Origin of the sequence: Odoribacter sp. N15.MGS-14 (assembly GCF_000980245.1) — a bacterium.
Taxonomy (GTDB): Bacteria; Bacteroidota; Bacteroidia; order Bacteroidales; family Marinifilaceae; genus Odoribacter; species Odoribacter splanchnicus.
Window position 1 is genome coordinate 1 of record NZ_LARE01000075.1, and the last position, 12,378, is coordinate 12,378.

Here is a 12,378-nt window from a genome sequence, read left to right on the forward strand (position 1 = left end):
ACGACCGGAACGGAGACATTGAAAACTTTGATTCCTACAATAGCTGTTTCAGAAAAGGCTACTGTTATGCCAGCTAGTGGTGTGGCTCAGGATTTTTCAGGTAAAGTAACTTATACCGTTATTGCAGAAGATGGTACGCAGCAAGTATATACCGTTTCAATCGTTCAGACCATGTCCTACTATGATTTTGAATCCTGGGTTTTCCATAGTGCCGAAGCAACGGATGATGAAGGAAATATAGTTCCTAGTGATTTGGATTATTACGATCCTGCCGGATGGGCGACTAGCAATTCAGCTTTGGTGCTTTTGAAAGGACTCTTGTCGGCTTGTCCGATGGATGCTGTCGGAGTTGGGGAGGCAGATGGACGTAGTGGTAAGGGAGCAAGACTTGTTTCAAATGACAGCAAGGGTATGTATATGTTAACCGTTGTGCCCAAGGTAACAGCAGCCTCTTTGTTTTTGGGTGAGTTTGTGGTCGATATGGGTAATACATTGAAGAGTACTCATTTTGGGGTACCTTATTATAACCAACCACAAACTGTAAAAGGATACTATAAATACAAAGCCGGGGAAACCTATTATAAAACCGAAGTGTCCGGTTCCGGCTGGTCTACTGTCGTTACGGGAGTTCCGGTTCCTGAAATGACAGATAGTTGTGCCATTACGGCGGTATTATATGAAGTGAACGACTATACCACTGAGTGGTTGGACGGTGTGACTCTATACGATCCGGCTACAACTAATATTGTGGCAATTGGTATGTTTACAGATGGTGCTGAAAAATCGGCTTTTACTCCCTTTGAAGTTAGTCTGAATTATCTGAAAGCCTATGATCCGGCTAAAAAGTATAAATTTTCAATCATTTGCTCTTCCAGTAAAAATGGTGCAGAATTTGCAGGAGCTCCCGGAAGTGAGTTGATTGTGGATGACATTGAAATTATTAATGCTGAATAGGAATATTTTCCCGATTTGTGTAAATCTGGAATAAGAGAACGGGGGTTTTGAAGTACACCCCAAAAGTTGTTCAGAAAAAATTATTTATTTTGATATAAAGCCCGGTATTGTACCGGGCTCTTTTCCTTTAAATGCAATTTGATTTTTAATTAATAATCAATCTATCGGCATATCGATCTTCACGTTTATCACTAGTTGGAACTTTTTCTCATAGGTGTACTTTATAATAACTCAATCCTAAAAGTTTTTTGTTTAACTTTCAAGGTTCGGTTTAGACGAGAAACAACCTTTTTTATTATTGGCCGTATGATTAAGATTAGATAATAATTAGGATTAAACGGTAAGAAAATGATGAAAAAGAAACTCTGTTTTTTGATGATGGCTGTATTCTTTTTAGGGATGACAGCTTGTAGTGATGACGACGATGATAAGAAAGAAGCGGTGGCAGGAAACTATACGGGAACGATTACGGTGACGGATGAGGCAGGGACTCCGATCGGTGATCCACTGACCGGACAAAAGATTACCATTGTCGATGCAGGAAAAGATAGGATAAATCTCGAGCTGAAAGATTTTAAATTCGGCACGGTCCCTGTGGGGGATCTGGAGATAAAAAATGTTGCTGTGAACGATAAAGGAGAAGTGAACGGTAGCGCATCTCAGGTACCGATTATGAATGGCGTTCTTCAGGCCGATATAACAGTGAGCGGGACGGTAAAAGATAAAAAAGCCAATTTGCTGATCGATGTGTCCGCACCTTTGACTCCCGGGACCGATCCGGTTAAAATGAAAGTTACCTTTATCGGAGCCCGTTGACAGAGGAATTTTTCTCCAGGTTCGGGCATGAATTCGGAATGATCGGGAGGCTTGTCTGATACTGATTGGCGGAGCTGAAGTTCACCATTTATATTTTGTTTTCGGAACCGAAGTTGCGCCAATCAGCGTTCCTCTTCTCTTTAATTTTCCGGTTTATTGAAATTCTTCTTCCGGGTATAAGGACGTTTCCTTCCCGGGCGATTGTTTTTGAATTTTCCTCTCGGACGGCGCTCGAATGCCTGTGGGTTGTAGGCAGGGCCAGGACCTACAGTCGGTGGTAACGGAATTTTATAGATATCTTTTTCTATAAATTCTTCGATTTTATGAAATTTACCCTGTTCCGATTCGCAGACGAAAGTAATGGCTACACCATCCGCATTCGCCCGGGCTGTACGGCCGATGCGGTGGATATAATCTTCCGGATCGTGGGGAACGTCGTAGTTGATGACCAAACCGATGTCGTCGATATCGATGCCCCGGGCAACAATATCGGTTGCGACTAAAATGTCGGTCTTCCCGTTTTTAAAGTCGAGCATTACCGCTTCCCGTTGTTCCTGTTCCAGATCGGAATGCATGGCTGCAACATTGAGTTTCATGCGCTTTAAAGAATAGGCCAGATCTTTTACCTTTTGTTTGGAAGAAGAGAATATGATGGTTTTTTTGCGGTTGGGTTTACTGAATAACTCTTGGATGATAGTCATTTTCTGCGTCTCATAACAGATATAAGCCGATTGGATAATTGCTTCGTTCGGTTTGGAAATGGCGATATTGATCTCTGCCGGATCTTTCAATATCTGTTTGGCTAACTGCCGGATTTTCGGTGGTAAAGTTGCTGAAAACAGAATTGTTTGACGTTTGGTCGGCATCTGTTTGACTATTTGCATGATATCGTCGAAAAAACCCATGTCCAGCATCCGGTCGGCTTCGTCCAGAATGAAGTAGCTGACTTGTGAAAGATCGATACCACTATTGGCAATGTGTGACAATAAACGTCCCGGAGTAGCGATCACCACATCTGCTCCCATTAATAAACCCTTCTTTTGCTGATCCCATCCGGCCCCGTCTCCTCCGCCGTAGACTACGGTCGTCGAAATGGGGAGAAAATAAGAAAAACCTTCGAATTGCATGTCGATCTGTTGGGCCAATTCCCGGGTAGGTACCATGATGACTGCACGGATGTGATTGTCGGGGTTACCCTCTGCGACTAAACGGCTGAGTAGAGGTAAGGTGTAAGCTGCCGTTTTACCGGTTCCGGTCTGAGCGCATCCGATGATATCTTTCCCTTCTAATATGACCGGAATGGTCTGTTCTTGCACTGGAGTCATCTCCTGAAAGTTCATAGCTTCTATTCCCTGCAGTACGTTCTCGTCTAAATTTACTTCGTCAAATCTCATAATTTATATCACTCAAATTTCGCTTCAAAGATACGATTTTTATAAATAATTAATGGTTTAATCTCTGGGACTGTTTTAACATTCTGTGTCCAAGTTAATTCCAATACAAAGATAATGGAAGTTGGGCAACTAAGGAGGAACATTCCGTTTTTTTTGTGGCATTATTTTTGTTATTAGTTGTTAGTGATGAAAAAATAGTTTATTTTTGAAAGCGATGAAGTTTCTACTGATATATGGGGTATTGTTTCTTCTTTTGTGGACAAAGGGGTCGGCAATCGATAGGGAAGAAAGCTTGACAGATTATACTGCCGAAGAAGAAATTGTGAATGAGCCTGTCCTGGTAGAAGTTTCGTCTTCAGATTTAAAAAACAACCACATTCCGTATTTTCTGATTCTAAAGGCTTTGAATCCGGTTACTCAAATCGATTTATCGGCCGGGAGCGATCAAAGCTGGAATATTTTATCTTATAAAATTCTGCACGGTGCTCAGAAAATTCGTGTGCCTATGCGTTTGCAGATGTGGTATGCCTCCGAATGGATGAGGATGTTATCTGTCTGGCACGACAAGAGTTTTCTTTTGTACTTTTTAGAGAAACTTATCATTTAGCATTCTCGTTAAAAGAGGAAAAACCTGGTTCTACACAAATCAGGGGAAGGTGAAGTATGTGTAGTTCGTTCTGAGAATCGGTGACAAAAAGGGATATGCACGCAAGTGGATAAATAGGGGAGGTAAGGCTGATTCGGAAATTGTTAAATAATTAATGAAAATCAATATTATGGCAGAGAAGTTTGGATATGTAACACAGGTGATCGGACCTGTTGTGGATGTCATTTTTGAAAATGGCGGAGAGGATTTGCCTCCTATTTATGAAGCCTTACGGATAGAACGGGATAATGGCGAAAAATTGATTATCGAGGTTGAACAGCATATCGGAGAAGATACTGTCCGTTGTGTTGCGATGGATACGACCGATGGGTTGCGCAGGGGCATGAAAGCCTGGGATTTGGGACGTACACTGACGATGCCGGTGGGAAAACAAATCAAGGGACGGTTATTGAATGTCACCGGAGATGCTATCGATAAATTGGGAAAACTGGATTATACCGATACGTTATCTATTCATCGGGAACCGCCGAGATTCGAAGATTTAACGACGACTCAGGAGCTTTTGCTGACCGGTATCAAAGTGATCGATTTATTGGCTCCCTATTCCAAAGGAGGAAAAATCGGTTTGTTCGGTGGGGCCGGAGTCGGGAAAACGGTGTTGATCATGGAATTGATCAATAACATTGCCAAAGGGCATAATGGATATTCCGTGTTTGCCGGAGTCGGTGAACGGACTCGTGAAGGAAACGATTTGCTGAGGGAAATGATCGAATCGGGAGTAGTGAAATACGGTGAACGTTTTCAGGAAGAGATGAATGAAGGGAAATGGGACGTGAAAAGCGTGGATATGGAACAGGTGAGTCAGTCACAAGCTACCCTGGTGTTCGGACAGATGAACGAGCCCCCCGGAGCACGTTTACGGGTGGCTTTGTCGGGACTGACAGTAGCCGAGTCTTTCCGGGATTCTAACGAAGGAGGAAAGGAAATCCTGTTTTTTATCGATAATATTTTCCGGTTTACTCAGGCGGGTTCGGAAGTGTCGGCTTTGTTGGGACGTATGCCTTCGGCTGTTGGATATCAGCCGACGCTGGCTTCTGAGATGGGGAAGTTACAGGAGCGGATCGCTTCTACTAAATATGGTTCCATCACTTCGGTACAGGCTATTTATGTACCTGCCGACGACTTGACGGACCCCGCACCGGCAACGACTTTCAATTTCCTGGATGCGACAACCGTACTGAGCCGGAAGATTACCGAACTGGGTATTTATCCCGCAGTGGATCCGCTGGAATCTTCTTCCCGTGTCCTCGATCCGAATATTGTCGGGGAGGAACATTATAATACGGCCCAGCAGGTCATCGAATTGTTACAGCATTATCAGGAATTGCAGGATATTATTGCAATTCTCGGTGTGGATGAACTTTCGGATAGTGATAAATTGGTGGTAAACCGCGCCCGGCGTGCTCAGCGTTATCTCTCACAACCGTTTCATGTGGCAGAACAATTTACCGGACTGCAGGGAGTTATGGTCCCTCTCGAAGAAACGATCCGGGGTTTTAAAATGATTCTCAGCGGAGAAATGGACGAGTATCCCGAGCAGGCTTTTATGAATGCCGGAACCATCGAGGATGTGATCGAAAAAGGGAAGAAGATGATGAAAGAGGCGGTAAAGTGAAAGGCAAAAAGCTATAGGCAGGTTATAGGCGGGAAGAAAGCGAAGAATTGGAGACTTGTTAGGTTGGAAATTTGTAATTTGTATAACTATGAGACTGGAAATAATATCTGCAGAAAAAGTATTGTTTAAGGGGAATGTACAACGGGTGACTTTACCCGGTTCCCTGGGTACTTTTACTATCTTGGAACAACATGCCCCCCTGATTTCCACACTCACGCATGGAAATGTGGTTTATGATACAGGAGGAGGAGAAAAGCAACTGACGATCGATTCGGGAGTTGTCGAAGTATTGGATAATCGGATTGTCGTTTGTATTAATTAGCCGGCAACGCTTGTAATTTCTGAAACGAAGTAAAATATGAAATTAATCAGGTATCTGTTAGGACTGAGTCTATTCCTGCTGGCCGGTCAATGGGTAAAGGCAGACGAAACAGCAGCAGAATCATTCAATCCCCAAAAATCGATATTCGAACATCTGGGAGATGAATACGGATGGAATGTCTGGAATTTGCATATCCCGTTACCCGTGATTGTCAGGGATGAAGAAGGAACATGGCATGTGTTCAGTTCTGCAAAATTAGCCGGAGGACAGGAATATGAAGGTTTTTATATTGCCGGTGAGGGCGAATACGAGGGAAAAGTGATTGCCCGGGATGCTTCCGGCCATATTTACCGGCCCTGGGATTTTTCGGTCACTAAAAATGTACTGGCTTTATTTATATGTGCTTTACTGCTTTGTTGGCTCGTCTTTCCATTGGTCCGGTGGTATAAGAAGAAACCGTATGAAGCGCCGCGGCGTGTAAAAGGAATGATGGAATTTGGAGTCGGTATGTTGTATGAGGAGTTGATTGTACCGATTTTAGGGAAAGATGCCCGGCGTTTCGGACCGTATTTGCTGACCTTATTTTTCTTTATTCTCTTGATGAATTTGATGGGCTTGATTGTTATTTTTCCGGGAGGTGCCAATCTGGCCGGAAATATGTCTGTCACTTTAGTGTTGGCTGTGTGTACTTTTGTCGTAGTCAACTTTTCAGGACGTAAGGGATATTGGAAAGATATTTTTTGGCCCGAAGTGCCGACCTGGTTGAAATGTCCGGTTCCGATGATGCCTGTCATCGAGATTTTCGGTGTGTTTACCAAACCGATTGCTTTGATGATCCGGTTGTTTGCCAATATGCTCGGTGGACATTTGATTACTTTGGTTCTGATTTCCCTGATTTTCATTTTTGCAGCGATGGGACCTGTGATTATGGGGACTTCGACCGTGATTGCCGTTGTGTTTGCTGTATTTATGGGATTTATCGATTTGTTGATTTGCTTCATACAGGCTTATGTATTTATGTTGTTGTCTGCCATTTTTATTTCTTTGGCAAGACCTGCGGAAACCGGGGCCCGGCATGAGAAATGAACAAAGTAAAATAATATAAAATAGAATAATTTTAAAATTGAAAAGCTATGTTAAGTATGATTTTATTACAGGTCGCTGCCGGAATGAGTCTGGCAAAAGTGGGTGCTGCCATCGGCGCAGGGTTAGCTGCTATCGGTGCAGGTATAGGTATTGGGAAGATCGGGGCGAATGCCATGGACGCTATTGCCCGCCAACCCGAGCAGACCGGGAATATTCGTACGAATATGATCGTGATCGCTGCTTTGATTGAAGGAGTCGCTTTGTTTGCTATCATTGTATGTTTGTTGGCCTTGTTTATATAATCGTTTATGGGACTCTTTAAACCGGAGATCGGGTTGGTATTCTGGATGCTGGTGGTCTTTCTGATCATTCTGGCTATCCTGGCTAAATATGCCTGGCCCGTGATTATCCGAAGTATAGAACAAAGAGCGGATTTTATCGATAGTGGGGTGAAATTTACCCGCGAGGCAAAACAACGGCTGGACGAAGTGGAAACAAAAGTGGAAGAGATGCTGGCCGAAGCCCATAGAAAACAATTGGTTGCTTTACAGGAAACCGAACGGATGAAACGGGAGATGATCGAGAACGCAAAAAAAGAAGCTGCCGATGAAGTCCGGAAGATGATGGAAGAGGCAAAAGCTTCTATGGAACAGGCTAAACGGGAGGCCGAAAAACAAATGAGGCGACAGGTGAGCCGTTTGTCACTCGAGATCGCGGAGAAAGTATTGAGAAAAGATTTGTCGAAAGATACTGCTCAGGTAGAATTGGTGGATCGAATGTTGGATGAGCTGGAATCAGCTCAGAAACTGTAATGATATGGATGAAGGTTTAATAGCACGGAGATACGCTTTGGCTATGCTGAAAGTAGCACAGAAATATAATGCTGCGGAAGAGGTATATCAAAAAATGAAGACCTTCGAACAAAATTATATTTCCCATCCCGATTTACATAAGGCATTACTGAATCCGATATTGTCTCCCCGGGATAAAGAACAATTGTTGACGATCGCTATCGGGATCGAACCCGGAACGTTGTATCTGCGGGGAATCCGTTTGCTGATAAAAAATCACCGCGAGATGTATATCCGCTCTATTTGTCTGATGTACCAGAAGTTATACCGGAAGGTGTACCAGATCGGACGAATAAAGATTATCACGGCGGTTGCTTTGAAGCAGGAGACGCTGGACCGGATAAAAAAACTGGTAACGGACCGGACTTCCAGACAGATCGAATTTGTCGAAAAGGTAGATCCGGCTATTATCGGGGGCTTTGTACTCCGGGTAAATTCCATGCAGCTCGATTATTCAGTAGGCGGAGAGTTGAAAAAAATCGCAAAGCAATTGAAATAGGAGAGGATAAGTATAAATGATTAGATTATGATAAAACCAAGTGAAACATCAGATATTCTTCAGCAACAACTGGATAACGTTGATTTGAAAGCTGAATTTGAAGAAATTGGAACTGTATTGGAGGTAGGAGATGGCGTAGCCAATGTATTCGGGCTGGACAATGTGACTTCCGGCGAACTGATCGAATTTGAAAATGGGGTAAGGGGAGTAGCCATGAACCTCGAAGAAGATCAGGTGGGAGTCGTGCTTTTGAATTTGGGAGATCGTGTGAAAGAGAATTTTACGGCTAAACGCACCGGGCATATTGCTTCTATTCATGTGGGAGAAGGATTGTTGGGACGGGTAATCGATACATTGGGAGAACCCATCGACGGGGCAGGGCCGATTACCGGCGATCTGTTGGAACTGCCTTTGGAAAGAAAGGCTCCCGGGGTAATTTATCGGCAGCCTGTTAAAGAACCTTTGCAGACAGGGATTAAAGCGGTGGATTCGATGGTACCTATCGGAAGGGGACAACGGGAACTGATTATCGGTGACCGGCAAACCGGAAAAACGGCTATCGCTATCGATACCATATTGAATCAACGTGAAAATTACCGGCAGGGTAAACCGGTTTATTGTATTTATGTCGCTGTCGGTCAGAAAGCTTCTTCTGTGGCAGCCTTGGTCAACGTATTGAAAACTCACGGAGCGATGGACTACACGGTAGTATTGGCTGCCAATGCGTCCGATTCGGCTGCCATGCGTTATTATGCACCTTTTGCCGGAGCGACGATCGGAGAATATTTCCGGGATAGCGGGAGGCATGCGCTGGTCGTATACGATGATTTGTCGAAGCAGGCTGTAGCTTATCGGGAAATCTCTTTGATTTTGCGCAGACCTTCGGGTAGAGAGGCTTATCCGGGGGATATCTTTTATTTGCACTCCCGTTTGCTTGAACGGGCGGCCAAGATTATATCCAATGATGAGGTGGCTTCGACGATGAACGACCTGCCCGAACCGTTGAAACCGGTGATCAAAGGCGGAGGATCACTGACCGCTTTACCGATTATCGAGACTCAGGCCGGCGATGTGTCGGCATACATTCCGACGAATGTCATCTCGATTACAGATGGTCAGATATTCCTCGAAACTTCTCTGTTTAACGAAGGAGTCCGGCCGGCAATCAATGTAGGTGTTTCAGTATCGCGGGTAGGAGGAAATGCTCAGGTGAAAGCGATGAAAAAAATTGCCGGAACCTTAAAAATCGATCAGGCTCAATACCGGGAACTCGAGTCGTTCTCCAAATTCGGAGGAGATTTGGATCCGGTCACTCAGATGGTAATCGATAAAGGACAAAAAAATGCCCGCCTATTGGTACAACCTCAATATGCCCCGATGCCTGTAGAAGAAGAGATTGCTATTATTTATTGCGGAACCCAGGGATTGTTACAACGGGTACCTTTAAAACATGTCGGCGATTTTGAGAAATATTTTCTCGATATTCTTCGGGTACGTTACCGGAAAGAGGTGTTGGATGAATTGAAGGTCGGACATCTGGACGAAGTCGTCGCTGCTTTGTTGGAGGAAGTGGCTAAGGAAGTAGCCGATAAATTTGCTGCACCCGTGAAACAAACCGAAGAATTTGTAGATAAGTAAAAAAGAGAAGAATGGCAACGATGCGTGAACTGAAAGGAAGGATCAATTCTGTCCATTCCTCTCAGAAAATTACCGGAGCAATGAAGATGATTTCTTCTGCCCGGTTGAGAAAGGCCGAGAACAAGTTGCTTCAGGCCGAGCCTTATCGCCGGAAGTTATGGGAAATATATGCCCATATTGAAAGATCCGGTTGTGAGTTTCAGTCGCCATTGACAGTGAAACGCCAGGTAAAGAAGGTGGCTATTGTTATTTTTGCTTCCGACGATGGATTGTGCGGAGCTTTCAATATCAATTTATATAAAAAATTGGTGGAGGAAGTACAGGCTTATCAAAAACGGGGTATCCGGGAAATTACCGTTTTTCCGGTCGGAAAAAAAATACTGGCTGAAGTGAAACGGATAAAGGGCATTCGCCTGGCCCGACATCCCGAAGCTTTTGAAAAGAAAGACTATATGGCGGCTACCCGGGAATTGGCGGATGAACTGATGGAAGATTTTTTGAAAGGGAAATACGATCAGGTTGGAGTTGTTTATGCACATTATAAAAGTATGGGCGTACAAATCGTGCGGTTACGTTCTTTTTTGCCGGTTGCTGTAGAACCGGAAGAAAAAATAGAAACCACAGATCGGGTCGGTCCATGGTATATTTATGAACCCGGATGTGAACAAATATTAACCATGTTGTATCCCCTGATGATGCATGCTTTGATGTACGATCTGTTGATGGAAAATAAAACTTCCGAACAGGCTGCCCGTATTCTGGCGATGCAGATGGCTAATGATAATGCCGTGAAATTATTAGGTAAGTTGCAGCTGGAGTATAATAAATTGAGACAACAAGGGATTACTTCCGAACTGTTGGATATCGCTGGAGGCAGTAATCGGGAAAGTTAAGCCACTGAAGTGTTAATGTATCCGAAATGTCGTATATTTGTACAAACGTTTCTATGGTGGTTATGATTTCGGATGCAGACATACTTCAGTGCTTTAAGATTGACCGTAAGCAAGGGATACAAGTGCTGTTCAGGCGGTATTACCGGCCTTTGGTGCTCTTTGCGGATGAATTTGTCCATTCTCTTTCTACAGCAGAGGATATTGTACAGGACTTTTTTATCCGGTTGTGGACAGACGACTATTTGGAAAAACTACTTCCTTCGGCACTTCCTTCTTATCTTTTTACTTCTGTCCGGAATGCTTGCTACACGTATGAACATCGTAAGGATGTATGGAATCGGCGCAGAGATCTGCCTCCCGAGGTAAATATTGCAGTAGAAACAGCACTGGAAATGGATTCCGAAGTGGCCGACAGAATCAATCGGGCTATTTCGAAATTACCCGTTCAGACCCGGGCTGTCGTTACCCGGATCCTGCTCGAAGAAATGAAATATAAGGATGCCGCAGCCGAACTGAATATATCCGTCAATACATTGAAGACTCTACTCCGGAATGGGCTGAGAACATTGAGGAGCGAATTGGAAAAAGATTATCGTTCGATTAATTTTGCTGTATACTTACTTTGGAATTCTTCTGCTCCTTTAGTTCTATACGCTTAATAATCAGAAAAATAATTTTTTCCTTAAACAAATTAATATTAGAAATATTATCACCAATTAAACGAACAATTATTTTGTTATTTATTCGTCTTCGGTGTTCGTGTTCGGAGACCCCGTCGTTTTTGTCGGTCGGCTGGCTCTTTCTTTCACTGACCGTTCCGGACGAATCGGTCTTCCGGTATAAAACCCGAAATCGGAATAGAAAGTCGGTGTCGAAGATACCAATCGAGAAATTATTGCAGGCTACATTTAGCCTTCGACTCATTTGTCATTTGGTCCACCTCGCAACATTTTCCTGTATATCCCTGTACACATATACATTCCTTTCCTGTCCAGGTAATCGTACCCTCTTTATAACAAGGATAATAATCCTCGTTTCCAGAAACAGTCATACTGGATAAAAAAGATAAACCGGTAATTCCGGCCAAAATCCATAATTTCAGATTTTTTAATAAAGGTGTTTTCATAATCAATGAAATTTAAAAGTGAATAAAATAAAAATGCGATGATTTGCAAATGTTTCATCCAAAATCAGTACGATTTTGAATGATTATTATTCACTTTTAAATTTTATGATGATGAAAACGTTTTTAATTAAGTATTTGAAAATGGGGTCTTTGGTTTTGGTAACAGGCCTTTCGTTTTTATTTAGTGTAAGCACCTTTAATGATGACGATCCCAATCCCTGTTTCCCGGAGGGTACGAGGGCATGGGACGGATACCAATGTTTTTGTAATGTAGGCTATAGAGGGAAATGTTGTGAGATCGATATGGAAACCAATAGAGAATTGGTCGGATGTAATTTTCCGGATAATTTTGAGTTTAAGCAAGTGCCTATAGAGTGTCAGGTAGATATCTATGGAGGGGCTGATCTTGAGCCTAAATTGCGGAAGATTGTTCATATTAACATCATAGGTGATGGTTATTTTAATGTCACATTACATAATTTTGCATATAATTGTATAAAAGGGAGGTTAATGAAGG

At 43.2% G+C, this 12,378-nt stretch carries 15 protein-coding genes; 13 read left to right on the top strand and 2 right to left on the bottom strand.

What is annotated here, in order from left to right; all coding sequences use genetic code 11:
• On the top strand, nucleotides 1-954 hold a 954-nt coding region (locus WS34_RS12620; protein WP_046405207.1), incomplete at its 5' end, for a PCMD domain-containing protein.
• 348 nt (nucleotides 955-1,302) lie between these two features.
• Complete coding sequence (locus WS34_RS12625) at nucleotides 1,303-1,770, top strand: calycin-like domain-containing protein (RefSeq protein WP_286693770.1); 468 nt, start codon at nucleotides 1,303-1,305, stop codon at nucleotides 1,768-1,770.
• Between the two features lie 140 nt (nucleotides 1,771-1,910).
• Here the strand turns inward: WS34_RS12625 and WS34_RS12630 are convergent, their stop codons facing one another.
• A complete protein-coding gene (locus WS34_RS12630; protein WP_046405210.1) occupies nucleotides 1,911-3,164 on the bottom strand; it encodes a DEAD/DEAH box helicase in 1,254 nt (417 codons plus the stop codon).
• A 214-nt stretch (nucleotides 3,165-3,378) separates the two neighbouring features.
• Here WS34_RS12630 and WS34_RS12635 point away from each other — a divergent pair, with 214 nt between their 5' ends.
• The 10 genes from WS34_RS12635 to WS34_RS12680 all read left to right on the top strand — a co-directional run bounded on the left by WS34_RS12635 (nucleotide 3,379) and on the right by WS34_RS12680 (nucleotide 11,394).
• Nucleotides 3,379-3,771 carry a hypothetical protein gene (locus WS34_RS12635; RefSeq protein ID WP_046402564.1) on the top strand — a complete coding sequence of 131 codons (393 nt, stop codon included), beginning with the start codon at nucleotides 3,379-3,381 and terminating at the stop codon, nucleotides 3,769-3,771.
• Between the two features lie 169 nt (nucleotides 3,772-3,940).
• Complete coding sequence (gene atpD, locus WS34_RS12640) at nucleotides 3,941-5,446, top strand: F0F1 ATP synthase subunit beta (RefSeq protein ID WP_046402565.1); 1,506 nt, start codon at nucleotides 3,941-3,943, stop codon at nucleotides 5,444-5,446.
• A gap of 88 nt (nucleotides 5,447-5,534) precedes the next feature.
• A complete protein-coding gene (locus WS34_RS12645) occupies nucleotides 5,535-5,768 on the top strand; it encodes a F0F1 ATP synthase subunit delta/epsilon (protein ID WP_013611740.1) in 234 nt (77 codons plus the stop codon).
• Between the two features lie 36 nt (nucleotides 5,769-5,804).
• Nucleotides 5,805-6,854, top strand: coding sequence for a F0F1 ATP synthase subunit A (gene atpB / locus WS34_RS12650; protein WP_046405214.1), 1,050 nt, complete (start codon nucleotides 5,805-5,807; stop codon nucleotides 6,852-6,854).
• Between the two features lie 47 nt (nucleotides 6,855-6,901).
• The gene (gene atpE, locus WS34_RS12655) at nucleotides 6,902-7,156 is read left to right on the top strand and encodes an ATP synthase F0 subunit C (protein ID WP_013611738.1); all 255 of its coding nucleotides are present in this window, start codon (nucleotides 6,902-6,904) and stop codon (nucleotides 7,154-7,156) included.
• A gap of 6 nt (nucleotides 7,157-7,162) precedes the next feature.
• Nucleotides 7,163-7,666, top strand: a complete 504-nt coding sequence (gene atpF, locus WS34_RS12660) for a F0F1 ATP synthase subunit B (RefSeq protein WP_046402571.1) — start codon at nucleotides 7,163-7,165, stop codon at nucleotides 7,664-7,666.
• A 4-nt stretch (nucleotides 7,667-7,670) separates the two neighbouring features.
• Nucleotides 7,671-8,204: a F0F1 ATP synthase subunit delta gene (locus WS34_RS12665; RefSeq protein ID WP_013611736.1), complete on the top strand. Its 534-nt coding sequence runs from the start codon at nucleotides 7,671-7,673 to the stop codon at nucleotides 8,202-8,204.
• A 27-nt stretch (nucleotides 8,205-8,231) separates the two neighbouring features.
• Entirely contained in the window at nucleotides 8,232-9,842 is a 1,611-nt protein-coding gene (gene atpA / locus WS34_RS12670) for a F0F1 ATP synthase subunit alpha (protein WP_046405216.1), read from the top strand.
• An 11-nt stretch (nucleotides 9,843-9,853) separates the two neighbouring features.
• Nucleotides 9,854-10,735, top strand: a complete 882-nt coding sequence (gene atpG / locus WS34_RS12675) for an ATP synthase F1 subunit gamma (protein WP_046405217.1) — start codon at nucleotides 9,854-9,856, stop codon at nucleotides 10,733-10,735.
• Between the two features lie 26 nt (nucleotides 10,736-10,761).
• On the top strand, nucleotides 10,762-11,394 hold the full coding sequence (locus WS34_RS12680; RefSeq protein ID WP_118577413.1) for a sigma-70 family RNA polymerase sigma factor: 633 nt from the start codon (nucleotides 10,762-10,764) through the stop codon (nucleotides 11,392-11,394).
• Nucleotides 11,395-11,627: 233 nt separating this feature from the next.
• Here the strand turns inward: WS34_RS12680 and WS34_RS12685 are convergent, their stop codons facing one another.
• Nucleotides 11,628-11,861 (bottom strand): hypothetical protein, encoded by a 234-nt coding sequence (locus tag WS34_RS12685; protein WP_046402579.1) that lies wholly within the window; start codon nucleotides 11,859-11,861, stop codon nucleotides 11,628-11,630.
• Nucleotides 11,862-11,936: 75 nt separating this feature from the next.
• Between WS34_RS12685 and WS34_RS12690 the strand changes: the two genes are divergently transcribed.
• Nucleotides 11,937-12,378: hypothetical protein (locus WS34_RS12690; RefSeq protein WP_286693771.1), on the top strand; the 442-nt coding region annotated here is incomplete at its 3' end.

Coding starts and splice junctions, on each gene's coding strand:
- atpA (WP_046405216.1), top strand. CDS start 8,232: ATGATAAAACCAAGTGAAACATCAGATATTCTTCAGCAACAACTGGAT.
- WS34_RS12635 (WP_046402564.1), top strand. CDS start 3,379: ATGAAGTTTCTACTGATATATGGGGTATTGTTTCTTCTTTTGTGGACA.
- atpB (WP_046405214.1), top strand. CDS start 5,805: ATGAAATTAATCAGGTATCTGTTAGGACTGAGTCTATTCCTGCTGGCC.
- atpE (WP_013611738.1), top strand. CDS start 6,902: ATGTTAAGTATGATTTTATTACAGGTCGCTGCCGGAATGAGTCTGGCA.
- WS34_RS12645 (WP_013611740.1), top strand. CDS start 5,535: ATGAGACTGGAAATAATATCTGCAGAAAAAGTATTGTTTAAGGGGAAT.
- WS34_RS12680 (WP_118577413.1), top strand. CDS start 10,762: ATGTCGTATATTTGTACAAACGTTTCTATGGTGGTTATGATTTCGGAT.
- WS34_RS12665 (WP_013611736.1), top strand. CDS start 7,671: ATGGATGAAGGTTTAATAGCACGGAGATACGCTTTGGCTATGCTGAAA.
- WS34_RS12625 (WP_286693770.1), top strand. CDS start 1,303: ATGATGAAAAAGAAACTCTGTTTTTTGATGATGGCTGTATTCTTTTTA.
- atpF (WP_046402571.1), top strand. CDS start 7,163: ATGGGACTCTTTAAACCGGAGATCGGGTTGGTATTCTGGATGCTGGTG.
- atpG (WP_046405217.1), top strand. CDS start 9,854: ATGGCAACGATGCGTGAACTGAAAGGAAGGATCAATTCTGTCCATTCC.
- atpD (WP_046402565.1), top strand. CDS start 3,941: ATGGCAGAGAAGTTTGGATATGTAACACAGGTGATCGGACCTGTTGTG.
- WS34_RS12685 (WP_046402579.1), bottom strand. CDS start 11,861: ATGAAAACACCTTTATTAAAAAATCTGAAATTATGGATTTTGGCCGGA.
- WS34_RS12630 (WP_046405210.1), bottom strand. CDS start 3,164: ATGAGATTTGACGAAGTAAATTTAGACGAGAACGTACTGCAGGGAATA.